The sequence below is a fragment of the Novosphingobium mississippiense genome, assembly GCF_044029535.1.
GTDB lineage: Bacteria > Pseudomonadota > Alphaproteobacteria > Sphingomonadales > Sphingomonadaceae > Novosphingobium.
Genome location: NZ_CP147003.1, coordinates 760,912 through 777,699 on the forward strand (window position 1 = coordinate 760,912; position 16,788 = coordinate 777,699).

At 67.2% G+C, this 16,788-nt stretch carries 13 protein-coding genes; 5 read left to right on the plus strand and 8 right to left on the minus strand.

Annotation, left to right across the window (positions count from 1 at the left end; translation table 11 throughout):
• Positions 1 to 28 precede the first annotated feature (28 nt).
• A complete protein-coding gene (locus WBP06_RS22055; RefSeq protein ID WP_395337247.1) occupies positions 29 to 997 on the plus strand; it encodes a quinone oxidoreductase family protein in 969 nt (322 codons plus the stop codon).
• On the opposite strand, the gene WBP06_RS22060 is transcribed toward WBP06_RS22055, so the two are convergent.
• The 8 genes from WBP06_RS22060 to WBP06_RS22095 all read right to left on the minus strand — a co-directional run bounded on the left by WBP06_RS22060 (position 994) and on the right by WBP06_RS22095 (position 12,841).
• Positions 994 to 2,412 (minus strand): efflux transporter outer membrane subunit, encoded by a 1,419-nt coding sequence (locus tag WBP06_RS22060; RefSeq protein ID WP_395337248.1) that lies wholly within the window; start codon positions 2,410 to 2,412, stop codon positions 994 to 996. The genes WBP06_RS22055 and WBP06_RS22060 overlap by 4 nt on opposite strands.
• On the minus strand, positions 2,409 to 5,642 hold the full coding sequence (locus tag WBP06_RS22065) for an efflux RND transporter permease subunit (protein WP_395337250.1): 3,234 nt from the start codon (positions 5,640 to 5,642) through the stop codon (positions 2,409 to 2,411). Before WBP06_RS22065 ends, WBP06_RS22060 begins: the two co-directional genes overlap by 4 nt.
• On the minus strand, positions 5,606 to 8,776 hold the full coding sequence (locus tag WBP06_RS22070; RefSeq protein WP_395337251.1) for an efflux RND transporter permease subunit: 3,171 nt from the start codon (positions 8,774 to 8,776) through the stop codon (positions 5,606 to 5,608). The genes WBP06_RS22065 and WBP06_RS22070 overlap by 37 nt, the downstream gene beginning before the upstream one ends.
• Entirely contained in the window at positions 8,773 to 10,044 is a 1,272-nt protein-coding gene (locus WBP06_RS22075) for an efflux RND transporter periplasmic adaptor subunit (protein ID WP_395337253.1), read from the minus strand. The genes WBP06_RS22070 and WBP06_RS22075 overlap by 4 nt, the downstream gene beginning before the upstream one ends.
• Positions 10,045 to 10,145: 101 nt before the next feature.
• Positions 10,146 to 11,471, minus strand: a complete 1,326-nt coding sequence (locus WBP06_RS22080) for an ATP-binding protein (RefSeq protein WP_395337255.1) — start codon at positions 11,469 to 11,471, stop codon at positions 10,146 to 10,148.
• Complete coding sequence (locus tag WBP06_RS22085) at positions 11,471 to 12,139, minus strand: response regulator (RefSeq protein WP_395337256.1); 669 nt, start codon at positions 12,137 to 12,139, stop codon at positions 11,471 to 11,473. Before WBP06_RS22085 ends, WBP06_RS22080 begins: the two co-directional genes overlap by 1 nt.
• A 22-nt stretch (positions 12,140 to 12,161) precedes the next feature.
• On the minus strand, positions 12,162 to 12,431 hold the full coding sequence (locus WBP06_RS22090; protein WP_395337257.1) for a hypothetical protein: 270 nt from the start codon (positions 12,429 to 12,431) through the stop codon (positions 12,162 to 12,164).
• A gap of 167 nt (positions 12,432 to 12,598) precedes the next feature.
• Entirely contained in the window at positions 12,599 to 12,841 is a 243-nt protein-coding gene (locus WBP06_RS22095) for a hypothetical protein (RefSeq protein WP_395337258.1), read from the minus strand.
• 322 nt (positions 12,842 to 13,163) lie between these two features.
• On the opposite strand from WBP06_RS22095, the gene WBP06_RS22100 reads away from it, so the two are divergent.
• The 4 genes from WBP06_RS22100 to WBP06_RS22115 all read left to right on the plus strand — a co-directional run bounded on the left by WBP06_RS22100 (position 13,164) and on the right by WBP06_RS22115 (position 16,760).
• A complete protein-coding gene (locus WBP06_RS22100; protein ID WP_395337259.1) occupies positions 13,164 to 13,985 on the plus strand; it encodes a tetratricopeptide repeat protein in 822 nt (273 codons plus the stop codon).
• A 27-nt stretch (positions 13,986 to 14,012) separates the two neighbouring features.
• A complete protein-coding gene (locus WBP06_RS22105) occupies positions 14,013 to 14,639 on the plus strand; it encodes a DUF1003 domain-containing protein (RefSeq protein ID WP_395337260.1) in 627 nt (208 codons plus the stop codon).
• A gap of 106 nt (positions 14,640 to 14,745) precedes the next feature.
• Positions 14,746 to 15,651, plus strand: a complete 906-nt coding sequence (locus WBP06_RS22110) for a MipA/OmpV family protein (RefSeq protein ID WP_395337261.1) — start codon at positions 14,746 to 14,748, stop codon at positions 15,649 to 15,651.
• Positions 15,648 to 16,760: an MBL fold metallo-hydrolase gene (locus WBP06_RS22115; RefSeq protein WP_395337262.1), complete on the plus strand. Its 1,113-nt coding sequence runs from the start codon at positions 15,648 to 15,650 to the stop codon at positions 16,758 to 16,760. Before WBP06_RS22110 ends, WBP06_RS22115 begins: the two co-directional genes overlap by 4 nt.
• Positions 16,761 to 16,788 lie beyond the last annotated feature (28 nt).

Below are 16,788 nucleotides of genomic sequence, written 5' to 3' on the forward strand. Positions count from 1 at the left end.
GAACGATCGTTCAATAAAGGAATGAAAGATGAAGGCAGTGGCAATGAATGGCATCGGCGGGGCAGACCGCCTGGAACTGGTGGAACGCCCTGATCCGGTGCCCGGCCCGGGCGAAGTATTGGTCGAAGTCGCGGCCGCCGGGGTGAATTTCATGGACATCGGCGTGCGGCAGGGCATGGCCTGGACCGATGTGCCCGATCCCAAGGTGTTGGGCGTTGAGGGCGCGGGCCGGGTGCTGGCCATCGGCGCGGGTGTCGACCGCTTCGCGCCGGGGGACCGGGTGGCCTGGGTCTATGTGCCGGGAAGCTATGCGCAGCGGATCGTCGCGCCTGCCGATGCCCTGGTGCCGGTGCCGGACGGGATCGACGATCGCACTGCCGCTGCGGTGATGATGCAGGGCCTTACGGCCAGCCACTTCGCCACGGATTTCTATCCGGTGCAGCCCGGTGATGTCGCGCTTGTCCACGCCGCCGCGGGTGGGCTGGGGCTGTTGTTGACGCAGATCGTCAAGCTGCGCGGGGGCACGGTGATCGGCCGTGTTTCCAGTGCCGACAAAGTGGCGGCCGCGCGCGCAGCGGGCGCGGACCATGTCGTCGTCGACGCGACGGGGGACTTCGCGGCGCAGGTTCTGGCCCTGACGGGGGGCGAGGGCGTGCATGTGGTGTTCGACGGTTCCGGCCCGACGACTTTCGCCGGGTCGCTGGCGGTGTTGCGCCGTTCGGGGACGTTCTGCTGGTACGGGCCGGTGCTGGGCGGCCCCGGCCCGATCGACGTGATGAGCCTGCCGCGCAGCATCAAGTTGGGCTATGCCGTCTTCTCCGACCATATCCCCACCCCGGAGCGGCTGCGCGAGAAGGCGGGGCAACTGTTCGACTGGATCGCCGCAGGCAAGCTGGAGATCCGGATCGGCGGCGTCTATCCGCTGGCGCAAGCCGCCCGCGCGCAGGAGGACATGGCAAGCCGGCGAACGACCGGAAAGCTGCTGCTGATCCCCTAAACCCCTGCGTCTCCCCACTGGCCGCCGATGGCCTGCACCAGTGCGACGGCGGCGGTCTGCTGGTCGATCACCGCCTGGATCTGGGTCTGGCGCGCGGTGAAGGCCGTGGTCTGGGCGACGATCACTTGCGAATAGTCGACGATGCCGGCGATGTACTGGTTGTTGGCGATGGCTTCGGCATGGTTGGCGGCATCGGCGGCGGTCACCCGGCTTTTGGAGACATCGGCCAGCACGCGCGCGGCGATCAGGTTGTCTTCCACTTGCTGGAACGCGGTGAGCGTCGTCTGGCGATAGGTGGCGGCGGCTTCGTCGAACTGCGCGCGGGCCTGCTGGACTTGCGCGTGGCGGGCCCCGAAATCGAGCAAGGTCATCAATCCGCTCAGCCCTAGCGACCACAAGCTGGTCGCGGCGGAGAACAGCTGTTTCACCACGCTGCCGGTAGTGTCCGCGCTGCCCGACAGGGTGACTTGCGGGAAATAGGCGGCGCGTTGGATGCCGATATTGGCATTGGCCGCCGCCACCCGGCGTTCGGCGGCGGCGATGTCCGGCCGGCGTTCCAGCAGGGTTGCCGGGACGATGCCGGGCACGTCCGGCACCACGGGCTTCCATTCGGCTTGCGCGATCGAGAACGTGGACGGATTTTCACCCACGAGCACGGCGATGGCGTGTTCCAGCAGCCCGCGCTGACGGTCCAGATCCTGGCGCGTGGCGGTGGCATTGGCGAGTGAGGTCTGCGCCTGATAGACGTCCGAATGGGCGACGGTGCCGGCCTGGTACTTGTTGGTCGTGATGGTCAGCGCGCGGGTATAGTCCTTGATCGTGCCGTCCAGCAGGACGCGCTGGGCATCGATGCCGCGCAGTTGCACGTAGTCGGTGGCCAATTCACCCTGTACGGATAGCGTGGCGTTGGCGAGGTCCCCCGCACTGGCCTGCGCATTGGCTTTGGCCTGGGAGACGGTATTGCCCAGCCGCCCCCACAAGTCCGGCTCCCAACTGGCGCCGATCCCCAGCGCGAAGCGGGATCCGGTCGTCGTGCCGCTTTCGGTGGCGGTGCCGGAGGCGAAGGGTTCGGTGCGGCCGGCGCTGGCCGAGCCTGTCACGGTGGGGAACAGGTTGGATCGCTGCACGGCGACCAGCGCGCGGGCGGCCTCATACGTCGCCTTGGCCGCCGCGACGTTCTGGTTGGTCACCTCCACCTTGCGTTCAAGGCTGTCGAGCACGGGATCGTTGAACAGCGCCCACCACGCGCCGCGCACGGCATCGTCGCTGGGGCGGGCGGGGGCCCAGTCGGGCGCTTCCTTGAACGTGGTGGGGATGGCGACGGTGGTGGGCGGGCGGTAGCTGGGGGCAAGGTTGCAGCCGGCCAGCAGCAGCGCGGCCAGGGTGGTGCAACTTGCGGGCAACGCGCGGGTCATGCGGAGCCTCCGGGGGTGGGTGAAAGGTCGGAGTGGCGGGCAAGCAGGCGTTCACCCGCGCTGTCGCGGCGGCGGAAACGGTCTAGCGCAAGGTAGACGACCGGGGTGGTCAGCAAGGTCAGCACCTGACTGGCGATCAGCCCGCCGACGATCGCGATGCCCAGCGGACGGCGCAGTTCGGCGCCGTCTCCAAAGCCGATCGCCAGAGGCAGCGCGCCAAGCGCGGCCGCCAGCGTGGTCATCAGGATCGGGCGGAAGCGCAGCAGGCACGCCTCCCGCACTGCGTCCACGGGCGATAGGCCGCGTCCGCGTTCGGCCTCCAGCGCGAAATCGATGATCATGATCGCGTTCTTCTTCACGATCCCGATCAGGAGGATCACGCCGATCAGGGCGATGATGTCGAACTCTCCCCCCGTGGCGATCAGCGCGATCATCGCGCCGACACCGGCCGACGGCAGCGTGGACAATGCGGTCAGCGGGTGGATCGCGCTTTCGTAGAGAATGCCCAGCACGATGTAGATCGCCACCAGCGCGGCGACGATCAGCAGCGGCATGGAGGCTGTCGATTGCGCGAAGACCCGGGCGGTGCCGCCGAACTCGCCATGGACGGTGGCGGGAAGGCCGAGCCCGGCCTGAACATCGGCAATCGTCCTGGCCGCCGCGCCCAGCGATCCGCCGGTGGGCAGGTTGAAGGAAACCGTGGCGGAAGGCTCCCCATCCGAATGGTTGACGGCGGCATTGGTGGATCCTGTGGTCCATTGCGCCACGGCCGAAAGCGGCGTCATCGCGCGGGCACTGGTGCTGACCGCGTTGCCGCTGGCCAGGGCCGATCCGCCGCTTCCCGTTCCAGCGCCGGTTCCGCCGCTTCCCGCCGCCGCCGTGGCGCCGTCGGTCGGCAGGTAGATGTTCTCCAGCGCGGCGGGGGAGCCGTTGAACTGCGGCGCGGCCTCCATCACTACGTGATACTGGTTGAGGCCCGAATAGATGTTGGCCACCTGCCGCTGCCCGAAGGCATCGTAGAGCGCGGCGTCCACCGCCTGCATCGGCACGCCCAGCCGCGCCGCCGCATTGCGGTTCACATCGACGAAGGCATCCGCGCCGGCGTCCTGCTGGTCGATATCGACATCGGTCAGGGTGTCGCCATGCTGCTTCAGGGCATCGACCAGTTTTTGCCCGGCCGCCTTCAGCACGGCGGGATCGTCCGCCTTCAGCACGTATTGATACGTGCTGTTGGTCTGCCGCCCGCCCACCTGCAGGTCCTGCACGGGGTTGAGGAACAGGCTGACGCCGCTGACCCGCGCCAGTTTCGGCCGCAGCCGCGCGATCACTGCCGGCGCGGGCGGGCGCTGGGAACGGGGCTTGAGCGTGGTGAACAGAAAGCCGCCGCCCGCGCGCGATCCGCCGGTGAAGGCGATCACCGTGTCCACCGCCGGGTCGCTTTTGACGATGCGGGCGATGCGGGTCAGCTTGTCCTGCATTTCGGAGAACGAGATGCTCTGGTCCGCCCGGAGGCCGCCGACCATGCCGCCGGTGTCCTGCTGCGGGAAGAAGCCCTTCGGCGCGACGCCGATCAGGTAGATGTTCAGCGCGATCGTGGCCGCCAGCATCAGCAGCACCGCGCCGCGGTTGGCCAGCGCCCAGTCCAGCGCGCCGGCATAACGGCCATGGGCCCAGTCGAAGGTGCGCCGCGCAGCCCGCATCACCGGCCCTTCGCGTTCCTCCCCGGTCAGCAGCCGCGCGGCCAGCATGGGTGTGACCGTCAGCGAAACCACAAGGCTGATCATCACGGCGACCGACATGGTCAGCGCGAATTCGCGGAACAGGCGGCCGACCAGCCCGCCCATGAAGATCAGCGGCACGAAGACGGCAACCAGGCTGACGGAGATCGACAGGACGGTGAAGCCCACCTCCCGCGCGCCGAGCAGGGCGGCGTCCAGCGGCTTCATCCCCGCTTCGACATGGCGGCTGATATTTTCGACCACGACGATGGCATCGTCCACCACGAAGCCGGTCGCGACGGTCAGCGCCATGAGCGAGAGGTTGTCGAGCGAGAAGCCGGCCAGATACATCACCCCGAACGTGCCGAGCAGCGATGCGATCACGGCGGCGGCGGGGATCAGCGTCGCCCGCCAGCTACGCAGGAACAGGCTGACCACCAGCACCACCAGCAGGGTGGCGATCAGCAGCGTCACCTCCACTTCGTGCAGGGATGCGCGGATGGTCAGCGTGCGGTCGGACACGACGGCCAGGTGGATATCGGCAGGCAGCTCCGCGCGCAGCGCGGGCAACTGGGCCTTCAGCGCATCCACCACTTGCACGATGTTCGCGCCGGGCTGGCGGCTGATCAGGATCGGCACTGCCTTCTGCCCGTTGAACAGGCCCATCGTGCGCACGTCTTCCGGCCCGTCCGTCACTTGCGCAATGTCGGACAGGCGCACGGCCGCGCCGTTTCGCCAGGCGATCACGGTGCCCGAATAGTCGGACGCGTGAAGGCCCGCCTGGTTGGAATAGATCTGCCAGGCAAGCCCCCGCGCATCGAACACGCCGCGCGGGCGATTGGCGCTTTCCGATTGCAGCGCGGTGCGCACATCCTCCAGCGCGATGCCGTAGCGGGACAAGGCCAGCGGATTGACCTCCACCCGCACCGAAGGCAGCGCTGCGCCGCCCAGTTCCACGTCCCCCACGCCCTGCACCTGCAACAGTTTCTGCTGCACCACCGTCGATACCGCGTCGTAGATTTCCGATGGGCTGCGCGTGGGGGAGGTGAGGGCAAGGATCAGGATCGGCGCCTCCGCCGGGTTGGCCTTGCGATAGCTGGGGTTGGATTTCAGCGTCGTCGGCAAGTCCGCGCGGGCGGCGTTGATCGCGGCCTGCACGTCGCGCGCGGCCCCGTCGATATCGCGCGACAGGTCGAACTGCATGATGATCTGCGCGGAGCCGACGCCCGAGCGGGAGGTCATTTCCGAGACCCCGGCAATGGTGCCCAGATGCCGTTCAAGCGGCGCCGCCACGCTGGAGGCCATTGTCGACGGGCTGGCGCCGGGCAGACTGGCCTGCACCATGATCGTCGGGAAATCGACCTGCGGCAACGGCGCCACCGGCAGCAGGAAGAACGCGCCCCCGCCCGCCAGCATCAGTCCGATCGTCAGCAAGATCGTGCCGATCGGGCGGCGGATGAAAGGCGCGGAGATGTTCACGTGGCTGCTCTTGCGGTTCGTGGACGCAGCCATCCGCGTGCGCGCCGCTCTTCCAGTGCCAGGAAGATCACCGGCGTGGTGAAGAGGGTGAGCACCTGGCTGAACACCAGACCGCCGGCAATGGCGATGCCCAGCGGCTGGCGCAGCTCATGCCCCATGCCGCCGCCGAAGATCAGCGGCAGCGCGGCGAATAGCGCGGCGAAAGTGGTCATCATGATCGGGCGGAAGCGCAGCAGCGCGGCCTGCCGAATGGCGCGGTCCGGGTCCATCTGCCGCGTTCGCATCGCGTCCAGCGCGAAGTCGATCATCATGATCGCGTTCTTCTTGACGATGCCGATCAACAGCACGACGCCGATGATCCCGATCACCCCCAGCCCCGCGCCGGTCAGCCAGAGGCACAGCAGCGCGCCGATCCCGGCGGAGGGCAGCGTGGAAAGGATCGTCACCGGATGGACGAAGCTTTCGTAGAGCACGCCCAGCACGATGTAGACCACCACGATGGCGGCAAGGATCAGCCAGAGTTCGTTGCCCAGGGAGGACTGGAACGTGCTGGCCGCGCCGGTGAAGCTGGTGGTCAGCGCGGCGGGCATGGCGATGCGCCGTTCTGTTCGGGTGATGGCCTTTACTGCGCTGCCCAGCGAGGTGCCGGGGCCAAGGTCGAAACCGATGCCGGCCACCGGGAACTGCCCGTCACGCGTGACGACCAGCGGTTCATCGGCGGTGCGGATGGTCGCCACGGCGGAGAGCGGCACGCTGGTGCTTGCGGCGGTATTCGTCGTGCTGTTTTCGGCAACGGCGGCCGTCACCGGAATGCGCAAATCGCCCAGCGCCTGCGGATCGGTGATGCTGCCCGGCGTCGCTTCCAGAATGACGCGGTTCTGGCTGGACTGGGTGTAGATGGTGGAAACGATGCGCTGGCCGAAGGCGTCGTACAGCGCATTGTCGATGGCCAGCGCGCTCAGGCCCAGCCGCCCGGCGGTATCGCGATTGATGTCCACCACCACGGCGCGGCCATGGGCCAGCACGTCGGAGGTGACGTTGCGCAAGTGCCGGTCTCCCTGCAGCGCCGTGGCCAGCTTGGCGCCCCACTTCGCCACCAGATCCTGATCGGCGCCCTGAACCGAGAAGCGATAAGCATTGACGCCGGGTGAGGTATCGATCGTAAGATCCTGAACGGGGCGGAAATAGACCTGCACGCCGGGCACATTGCCCACCGCGCCTTCCAGCCCGCGCACGACCGAGGAGAGCCCGGCGCGATCCCCCAGCGGCTTCAGGTTGACCAGCATCCGCCCTTCGGACAGCGTGGCATTCTGCCCGTCGACGCCGATGGCGGAACTGAGGCTTTCCACCGCCGGATCGGCAAGGATCTGCGCCGCCACCTGCTGTTGCAGCGCCGCCATTCGGGCATAGCCCACATCCTGCGGCGCGCGGGTGGTCACGGCGATCTGGCCGGTGTCCTGTTCGGGAAACAGGTTCTTGGGGATCACCCAGAACAGCAGTCCGGTGATCGCCAGCGTTGCCGCGAAGACCAGCAAGGTCAGCGTCCGGCGTGCCATGACCCGGTCCAGCCATGTGGCATAGCGGGCGGAAAGCCGGCCGAACGCGTCCTGCGTCATGCGGGAGACGCGGTGCGGCTGCTCCTCATGCGCGGGGCGCAGCCAGCGGGCGGAAAGCATCGGTACCAAGGTCAGCGCGACGACGGCGGAAAGCAGGATCGTCACGGCCAGCGTTACCGCGAATTCGCGGAACAGGCGGCCGACCACGTCGCCCATGAACAGCAGCGGGATCAGCACCGCGATCAGGCTGACGGTCAGCGAGATGATCGTGAAGCCGATCTCGCTTGCGCCTTTCAATGCCGCTTCGAACGGTTTCACACCGTCCTCCACGTGGCGCGAGATGTTCTCCAGCACGACGATGGCATCATCGACCACGAAGCCCGATGCGATGGTCAGCGCCATCAAGGTCAGGTTGTTGATCGAGAAACCCAGGAAATACATTGCCCCGAATGCTCCCACTAGAGAGAGCGGCACGGCGATGCTGGCGATGATCGTCGCGCGCAGCGATCCCAGGAACAGGAAGATCACCAGCGTCACCAGCAGCACCGCGATCACCAGTTCGAAGCGCACGTCGGAAACGGAGGCGCGGATGCCGGTGGTGCGGTCCGTCAGCAGGGTGACGTGAACGTCGGCGGGAAGCTGCACCTCAAGATCGGGCAGGGCGGCCTTGATCGCATCGACCGTACCGATGACATTGGCGCCCGGCTGACGGCGCACATCGATCACGACTGCAGGGCTTCCGTTCATCCAGGCGCCCAGTCGCACGTTCTCCGTACCCTGCACCACATTGGCGACATCCCCCAGCCGCACCGGCGCGCCATCGGCGAAGGCGATCACCAGATTGCGATAGCTGGCGGGATCGGCCAACTGGTCGTTGGCGTCGATCGTCCAGCTTCGCGTCGCCCCGTCGAAGCTGCCCTTGGCGGCATTGGCGTTGGCATTGCCGATGGCGGTTCGGATCGTTTCCAGCGAAAGGCCGCGCGCGGCGAGCGCGGGGACATTGGCCTGGATGCGCACCGCCGGGCGCTGCCCGCCGGACATCGATACCAGCCCCACGCCCGGTACTTGCGCGATCTTGTTGGAGAACTGGCGCTCCACGATGCCTTGCACTTCGCCCAGTGGCCGGGTGGGGGAAGTGATCCCCAGCGTCAGGATCGGTGCGTCTGCGGGGTTGACCTTGGCATAGATCGGCGGCGCGGGCAGGTCGGTGGGCAGCAGGGTGTTGGCCGCATTGATTGCCGCCTGCACTTCCTGCTCGGCCACGTCGAGCGACAGGTCCAGGCGGAACTGCAGGGTGATGACCGAGGCGCCGGAGGACGAGGCGGACGTCATCCGCGTCAGCCCAGGCATCTGCCCGAACTGCCGTTCCAGCGGGGAGGTGACGGTCAGCGCCATCACATCCGGGCTGGCGCCGGGATAGAGCGTGGAGACCTGGATCGTCGGGTAATCGACCTCAGGCAGGGCCGAAAGCGGCAGCGTGCGATAGGCGACCAGCCCCGCCAGCAGCAGCGCCACCATCAGCAGCGTGGTCGCCACCGGGCGTAGGATGAATGCGCGGGAAGGGCCACCGGGAAGGGCGGGTTCCGGTGGCGGGGCGGCCGTGTCGGTCATTCGCCCCCGGCAGTGCCGGAACCCGCGCCGTGGTGGCCATGCTTGCCGTGCTTCCAGCCACCGGGCTTGCCGCCACCGGGCTTCCCGCCGCTGCCGCCATGATCGCCGGGAAGACGCACGCTGGAGCCGTCTTCAAGCCCGTCCGCACCTTCGGTCACCACCGTCTGTCCGAGGGAGAGGCCGGACAGGATGGCGATGCGATCCTTGGTTGATGGCCCGGTCTTCACGACCGCCAGCTTCACCGTGCGATCGGGCTGGAGGACGAAAACGAAGTCCCCCGGCGCGCCGTGGCGCACCGCGCCGACCGGCACCGTCACCACGCCGTGCAGCGTCTGCACCAGCATGGAGACATTGACGAACTGGCTGGGAAACAGGGCGTTTCCGGCATTGTCGAACCGGGCCTTGGCCTTCACGGTGCCGGTGGCGGTGTCCACCTGATTGTCGAAAGTGAGGAACTTGCCGGTGGCGATCAGCGTGGCGGCGTCCTGATCGTGTGCTTCCACCGGCAAGCCCGCGCCGCTGCCGGCCGCGTGGCCGATGGCGGTGAGCTGGTTTTGCGGGAGCGAGAATGTAACGTCGATGGGATCGAGCTGGGTCACCACGACGATGCCGTTGGTGTCCGACGGGGTCAGATAATTGCCGATATCGACCTGCCGGATGCCGGTGCGCCCGGTCACCGGGGCCTTCACCGAGGTATATTCCAGATTGAGCTGCGCGCTGCCGATGGCGGCGCGGTCCGCCGCGACGGTGCCGGTCAACTGGCGCACGGTGGCGTGCTGGGTATCGACCTGCTGGCTGGCGATGGAATCCTGCTTCAGCAGCGTCTGATAGCGGCCCAGATCGACCTGCGCGGCGGAAAGCTGCGCGGCGTCGCGGGCAAGGTTGGCCTTCGCCTGCGCCAGCGCGAGTTGATAGGGACGCGGGTCGATCTGGGCGAGAACCTGCCCCTGCCGCACCATCTGGCCGTCCTGAAAGAACAGCTTGAACAGCGTGCCTGCCAACTGGGTGCGGACAGTCGCCGTCACCACCGGCTGCACGGTACCCAGTGCCGAGATGGTGACGGGCATGTCGCCCTGTTCCGCCTTGGCGACATTCACGGCGGCACTTGGCCGGCCGCCGCCTTTCTGCGCCGATCCGGCAAAGTGCCGCGCGCCCAAGGCGATCAGCGCGAAGGCGGCAAGCACTGCCAGCACGATGACTGCGGTTTTACGCCGTGCACCTGAAGGCGGAGTGGCGGGGTGTTCGGGGAGGGCTTCCGGATCCGTCATGGCTATCCCGGGCATGTTCAGACAACCCTGCCTGAACCCTGGCGCTTACACAGGCCTTACGGGGCGCATCGGGATCTGGACGATCCTGTTTTTTCCGTAGTTTAGGCGCTCAACCTCAGAATAATGCGCGCACCGCCGCCCGCCGCACGGCCCACTTCCAGCCCGCCGCCGCAGACGCGCATGATCCGTTCGACGATGGAAAGGCCAAGCCCTGCACTGTCGGTGCGCGCCGCGTCCCCGCGGCGGAAGCGTCGGCCGCCGGTGGTTCCGGTCTCGATCTCGATCCCGGGTCCGTCATCCTCCACCACCAGACTGCCGCCCGGCTCCACGATCACGGTGATCGCGCAACCTTTCGGCGTATGGCGCACGGCATTGTCGATGATGTTGGTCAGCGCGATCACCAGCAGTTCGCGCACCGCCTGAACCGGGGGCGGGGCGACATCGGGCGTTTCCAGCGCGATGGAATGGCCGGACCGGTAGACGATCGGCACCATCGTCTCCACCACCTCACGCGCGACCGATGCCGATTGCAGCGGTGCGCATTCGGGATGGAGCCGGTCTATCGCCGCCAGTTCCATCAGCTGGCGGATGACGTGGTTCGCCTTCTCGATATCCGATTGCAGCTGGTCACGTTGGGGGGAGGCGGTCAACTGCTCGGTATGGAGTGAGAGGAGGGCCAGCGGCGTGCGCAGTTCATGGGCCACATTGCCGACGAATTCGCCCTGCGCGTGGTAGCCTGCCTCCAGCCGGTCTATCGCGCGGTTGGTGGCGCGCACTAGCGGCGTCGCTTCGGTGGGCAGGCGCGTCTCGTCGATCCGGGCATCCAGCCGGGCCAGCCCGATGGCATCGGCCTGGGATGCCGCGCGGCGGAAATTGCCGGTCACCCGTCGCAGCACGAACAGCGAAAGCGCCAGCGAGGCCAGCAGCATGACCGGCAGCACCCAGAGGAAGCGGCGCAGGAAATCGTCCACCACATCGTCGACGATCTCGTCGGGAACGGTGCGATCCTGCGCGACGACCACGTGCCCGACCAGCCGCCCGTCGCGGAAGATCGGGCGGGTGAGAACGTCGAACCGGCCCTGCCGTGCGAAGGCCTGCATGGCCGTGCGGGCGGGGGCCGTCACTCCGGGCGGCAGTGGCGGCGCACTGCGCGCGATCATGTTCCCGTCTGCATCGAACAGGGCGAAGCTGCGGCCGGTGTGCTGGGCGGGAAAGGCGCGGGTCAGCCGGTCCAGCTCATCCTGGGAGGCATCGGCATGGCTCGCCACGAGTGCGGCGGTGTGAGACAGGCGCCCGGCTACGAAGCTGTTCGCCGTGGCCGCCAGCGTGTGCGAAAGGATGACCGGCAGCGCCACCGCCAGGATCACGATATTGACGATCTGCGCCGTCAGCAGCTTTCCGAAGAGGGAGTTCGGCCACAATCGCATCAGGCGGCGAACATCATGTATCCGATGCCGCGCACGGTCTGCACTTTCACGTCCGCCGTATCCTCCAGCTTTCGGCGCAACCGGTGCACATAGACTTCAACCGCGTTGGATCCCAGCGTATCGCCCGCGCCGAACAGGTGGTCTTCCAGCACGCGCTTGGGCACGACATGGCCGGGGCGGCGCATCAGCAGTTCCAGCAATTCGATTTCCCGCAGGGAGAGTTCGATGGGCTTGCCGTCCACCGCAACCTCGCGCGTGCGCAGGTCCAGCGTCAGGTTGCCCATCCGGAATTGCGGGTCGACATAGCCGCTCTGGCGGCGCAGCACGGCGTTCAGCCGGGCGTGGAGTTCGGCGAACAGGAATGGCTTTACCACGTAATCGTCCGCGCCGATGTCCAGCCCACGGATCCGCGTTTCGCTTTCGCCCCGTGCGGTGACGACGATCACCGGCACGGTGGTGCGCTGGCGGCGCAGGCGATCCAGCAGGTCCAGCCCGTCCTCATCCGGCAGGCCCAGGTCCAGGATCACCGCCGCATAGTCCGTCGTGCCGATCAGCGCCTCCGCATCGCCCGCATTCCCGGCCACATCGCAGCGAATGTCGCGCGATGCGAAGGCCTGGACGATGGCCTGCGAAAGCTCGGCATTATCCTCGACGATCAGCAGGCGCATCCGCCTCTCCTGCGGGTTCGGATCATTTCTGCCACAGCGTGGTGACGGCCGCCAGCAGCATCAGCTGCGCGGTCAGGAACAATCGGTCTGCCACCGCCTCGCACCAGTTCGGGCCGCCGCGGATCGACTGATAGGAGAAGAAGCAGCTGGCCGTCAGCGCGATGGCGGCGGCCAGCGCGATCTCGTCCGCGAAAGTGTGGCGGGTGTCGGTGGTCAGGTGCAGGCCGGTGATGATGACGAACGTCACGCCGAGGAGGTTCGACGCGGCGTTGAGGATGTGGTGACTGCGCAAGGCGACGCACTGCGATCACGCCCGGCCCGCGCGCAACCCGCCGCAGCCGGTGCCCAAGGGGGTGCATCCGGCCACGGCGAAGGTGATGGCGGTGGTTGCGGCGGCAGTTGTGGCAGCGGCCGGGATCGACGCGCCGCCAAAGTATCGCAGATACGCGCGCCGCAAGGTCATTGGGCGGGGGCCTTCTTGGTGCTCTTCGCCGCATGATGGTGGCTGTGATGGGCCGAAGACTTGGCCGCATGGTGCTGCGACTGGGTGCACTGGTCGGTCCGCGTCGCGGTGCAGGGGGGATAGTCGTCCGCCGATGCCGGCGCGGGCAGGGTGGAGAGCAGCAGCGCGCCGGTTACGGCAACGATGCCGCCCATGGCCAGCGCATGGCTTCGGTTGCGGGTGAAGTAGGTGGCAGTCATGACGGAATCTCCTTCATCGAAGGAGGTGCGCGAGTTCGGGCAGGAAGTCCGGGGGGCTCGTGACCTCGCATTGCTACGGCGTTGGGTTACGTCTGCGGCGAGTCCCGGAAATGGCATCCCGAACCGGCCGCCGTCAGGTCTGCAGTTGTCTCGCTGACAAACGCCTTACAGTGCCAAGTTACGGATTCTTCAGAATGCGGCGATCTTCGGGCAATGTTGTGGGGCGCAGCAGCTTGTGCAGCGGCCGATCCCCGACCGTTGCTGCCGCAGCGGCCGAATCCCGGCCGCCCCTGCCCACGCAGCTGACCGTGTCGAGACTGCCATGCGCGAAGTTCGTTCCCTGATTGCCGCCCTGTCCCTGCTGGCTCTTGCCCCCGTCGCGGCCCATGCGGCCGATGCGGCCCGCGCCGCCGATACGGACAGCGCCGATCCCGGCATCGCCCGAATCCACGCCCTTGCCGCCGGCGGCCATGTCGATCAGGCGCTGACCCTGATGAACCGGGTGCTGAAGGATCACCCGAACAGCGCCAAGGCCCATTACGTCGAAGCGGAACTCTACGCCCGCGACAGCAAGATGGCGCTGGGCCGCAGCGAACTGGCCAAGGCCGAGCAGATTTCGCCGGGGCTGCCCTTTGCCGATGTCTATTCGGTGGCGGAACTGAACCGGCAGCTCTCGCTGGGGCCGTCCTCGGTACAGGGCCAGTCGGGGGCGGTGGCGCCGGCATCGGCGCCGCATGTGCCGTGGGGGCCGATTGCCGTGCTGGCGGGGCTGGCCGGCGTGGCGTTCATGCTGTTTCGCCGGCGGTCGACGCCCGCCGTTCAGCCGATGGCGCAAAGCCCCTGGGCGCCATCCGGCTATGCCCCGCAAGGTGGCATGGGTGTGGGTGGTGTGGGTGCGGGTGGCATAGGCTCCGGATTGCTGGGCAATCTTGCCAGCGGCGCGGCCATGGGTGCCGGCTTCGCTGCGGGTGAGGAAGTGATCGACCGCATGTTCGGCGGCGGCGAACGCCGGGAAGCGCGCCCGGCCGATACCGGTTTCGGATCCGACTTGGGTGGCGGCAACGAAGATATGGGCGGAAACGACTTCGGCATCACCGACGATGGTTCGTGGGACGACAACTCCACCGACGGCGGCGGCTGGTAGTTCCAGGGTTACGGGGAGGCGCAAGCCATGATCAAGGCCATGACCAGAGCCGTGAAGCGGGCCACGAAACCCGCCGCGAAATCCGGCGCCGGACATGCAGACATCCGCGAACTGGCCCAGTCCCTGCTGGGCAAGCAGCCCGATGCGCTGGACGAGGAACAGCAGAACGTCCTTGAGGATATCCGCACCCGCAACCTGACCAGCCAGGACGCGGCGGACATTGCAGACGCGCGGGCATCCTACGGAGATCGGTTGGCCGATCGCGTGGCCGCCGTGGGTGGTTCGTGGGGCTTCATCATCTCCTTCATGGTGGTGCTGCTGGCGTGGATGGTGCTCAACACCGACATTCTCGGCCACTGGCACATCGCCTTCGACCCCTATCCCTACATCTTCCTGAACCTGATGCTGTCGATGCTGGCCGCGGTGCAGGCGCCGATCATCATGATGAGCCAGAACCGGCAGGCGGCGGTCGATCGGCTGGCGGCCAGCGTGGACTACGAAGTGAACCTGCGGGCCGAACTGGAAATCATGCGCATTCAGGAAAAGCTCGATTCCGAAGTTTCGGAGCGTATCGAACTGCTGCTGCGCCAGCAGCAGGCGACCACCGAGCAACTCGCGCGGATAGAGGCGATGCTGGCACGCCAGTCTGCCTGAGAGGCCACTCCGACCGTCGGCCGATCGATCCATTCACGACGCAGATCGGCTTCAACTATCGCCTATCACGCAGCCTATGCCTGGCGGGGCAAAGGAAGGAACAGCCTTGAAATCGACGAAACCAGCCCGGCCGGTGCGCGCCGGAAGGCGATGGATTCTGGCGGCTCTGGCCGGAGCTGCTTTCTCCGGCACGCTGTTCGCCATGCCCGCGCAGGCGCAGGACGTATCGGGCAAGCCGGACGATCTGAAGATCGGCGGGGACCGCATTTCCATCGGCGTCGGCGTGGCCGCCACGCCGACCTACATCGGTTCGGACACCTCCACCATCACGCCGACGGCGGCGATCCAGGGGCAGGTGTCCGGCGTCAGTTTCAACACGCAGGGCACCGCGATCTACGTCGATGCCATCCCCTCCAGCGGCAAACCGGGGTGGAAGCTGGAAGCCGGCCCGCTGGCGGCGCTGCGGCTGGACCGCTCGAACAAGGTGGGCGACGTTGCCGTGCGCGCGCTCGGCCGGCTGGACAAGGCGGTGGAACTGGGCGGTTCGGTCGGTCTGCAAAGGACGGGGGTGATCACCAGCCCTTACGACACCCTGTCGTTCAGCCTGTCCTACCAGCATGACGTGGCGGGTGCGCATTCCAGCTATGTCGCCAGTCCGGAGATCGATTACGACACGCCGCTTTCCGAACATGCTTTCGTCTCACTCTCCGCCTCGGCCGATTACGTGGGGGCGGGCTTCGGCAACTATTACTATTCGGTCGATCAGGCCGGCAGTCTTGCCAGCGGCCTTCCGGTCTATGACAAGGCGGACAGGGCCGGCTGGAAGGATTGGAATCTCAGCATGATGGCGGTGCATTCTATTTCGGGCAACCTGCTGCACGGCGTGGGCCTGTTCGTGACCGGCGGCTATCAGCGCCTGCTGGGGGTCTATGCGCAATCGCCCATCGTTGCCGACGTGGGCAGCGCCAACCAGTGGAGCGGGGCCATCGGCATGGAGTACACCTTCCGATGAAGCGAGCCCTGCTGACGCTTCCCCTGCTGACCGCGCTGATCCTGACCGGCTGCCTTGATCGCAACCGCACGCCGCCCTCACGCATCTATTACCACGGGCCGAAGAGCGACCATTTCGACGGCGCCCACTTCTTCAATCCGGAAGGAGAGGATGGCACCGGTGGCGCCCAGCATGACGGGCCGGGCACGTTCCTGCGCATTGCGGAGGGCAAGGCCGGACACCACACATGGCCTGCCTCCGTCCCCGTGGTGCAGACGGTGCCGGCGCGCCAGATCCTGGGGGAGCGGATGGTGGTGACCTGGATCGGCCATGCCACCGCGCTGGTGCAGACGCAGGGGATCAACATCCTGATCGATCCGGTCTGGGCGCATCGCGATTCCCCGGTGCAGTTCGCCGGGCCGGTGCGGGTGCGCAAGCCCGGCGTGAAGCTGCGGGACCTGCCGAAGATCGATCTCGTGCTGATCAGCCACAACCATTACGATCATCTGGACGTGGCCGCGCTGAAGGAGATCTACCGGCGCGACCATCCGATGATCGTCACCGGGCTGGGCAACAACACCGTGCTGGCGGACCACGGCATCAAGTCCATTGCGGGCGACTGGGGGCAGTCCTTCGCGTTCCGACCCGGCATCGATGTGGAGATCACCCGCGCCCACCACTGGAGTGCGCGCTGGTACGACGATCGGGACCGTGCCCTGTGGTGCGGGTTCCGTGTCACTTTACCGTCGGGCGGAGACCTCTATTACGCGGGCGACACCGGCGACGGGAAGATGGTCTGGGCCCATGCGGCGGAGCAGGATGCCCGGCCGATCCGCCTCGCCATCCTGCCCATCGCGCCCTACAAGCTGACCGAGAAGCAGACCGGCAACCATATCGACCCCGATGGCGCGGTGACGGCGTTCGGCATCCTGCGTCCCGGCTGGGCGCTGGGTGTGCACTGGGGCACTTTCGAACTGGGCGAGGAAGCGGTGGACGACGCACCGAAGCGGCTTGCCGCGGCAACCGCGCGGCAGGGCATCGCGCCGGACCGTTTCCGCACGCTCGACGCGGGGCAATCCTGGGAAATTCCGGTCCTGCAAACACCGACGGGCCAGGGCGGGGGCAAGTGATCCTATAAAGGAACTCAGCCCGGCCTCA

Excerpts from the sequence above, each read along its gene's own strand:
- WBP06_RS22055 (WP_395337247.1), top strand. The coding sequence starts at position 29 with ATGAAGGCAGTGGCAATGAATGGCATCGGCGGGGCAGACCGCCTGGAA.
- WBP06_RS22060 (WP_395337248.1), bottom strand. The coding sequence starts at position 2,412 with ATGACCCGCGCGTTGCCCGCAAGTTGCACCACCCTGGCCGCGCTGCTG.
- WBP06_RS22065 (WP_395337250.1), bottom strand. The coding sequence starts at position 5,642 with ATGGCTGCGTCCACGAACCGCAAGAGCAGCCACGTGAACATCTCCGCG.
- WBP06_RS22070 (WP_395337251.1), bottom strand. The coding sequence starts at position 8,776 with ATGACCGACACGGCCGCCCCGCCACCGGAACCCGCCCTTCCCGGTGGC.
- WBP06_RS22075 (WP_395337253.1), bottom strand. The coding sequence starts at position 10,044 with ATGACGGATCCGGAAGCCCTCCCCGAACACCCCGCCACTCCGCCTTCA.
- WBP06_RS22080 (WP_395337255.1), bottom strand. The coding sequence starts at position 11,471 with ATGCGATTGTGGCCGAACTCCCTCTTCGGAAAGCTGCTGACGGCGCAG.
- WBP06_RS22085 (WP_395337256.1), bottom strand. The coding sequence starts at position 12,139 with ATGCGCCTGCTGATCGTCGAGGATAATGCCGAGCTTTCGCAGGCCATC.
- WBP06_RS22095 (WP_395337258.1), bottom strand. The coding sequence starts at position 12,841 with ATGACTGCCACCTACTTCACCCGCAACCGAAGCCATGCGCTGGCCATG.
- WBP06_RS22100 (WP_395337259.1), top strand. The coding sequence starts at position 13,164 with ATGCGCGAAGTTCGTTCCCTGATTGCCGCCCTGTCCCTGCTGGCTCTT.
- WBP06_RS22105 (WP_395337260.1), top strand. The coding sequence starts at position 14,013 with ATGATCAAGGCCATGACCAGAGCCGTGAAGCGGGCCACGAAACCCGCC.
- WBP06_RS22115 (WP_395337262.1), top strand. The coding sequence starts at position 15,648 with ATGAAGCGAGCCCTGCTGACGCTTCCCCTGCTGACCGCGCTGATCCTG.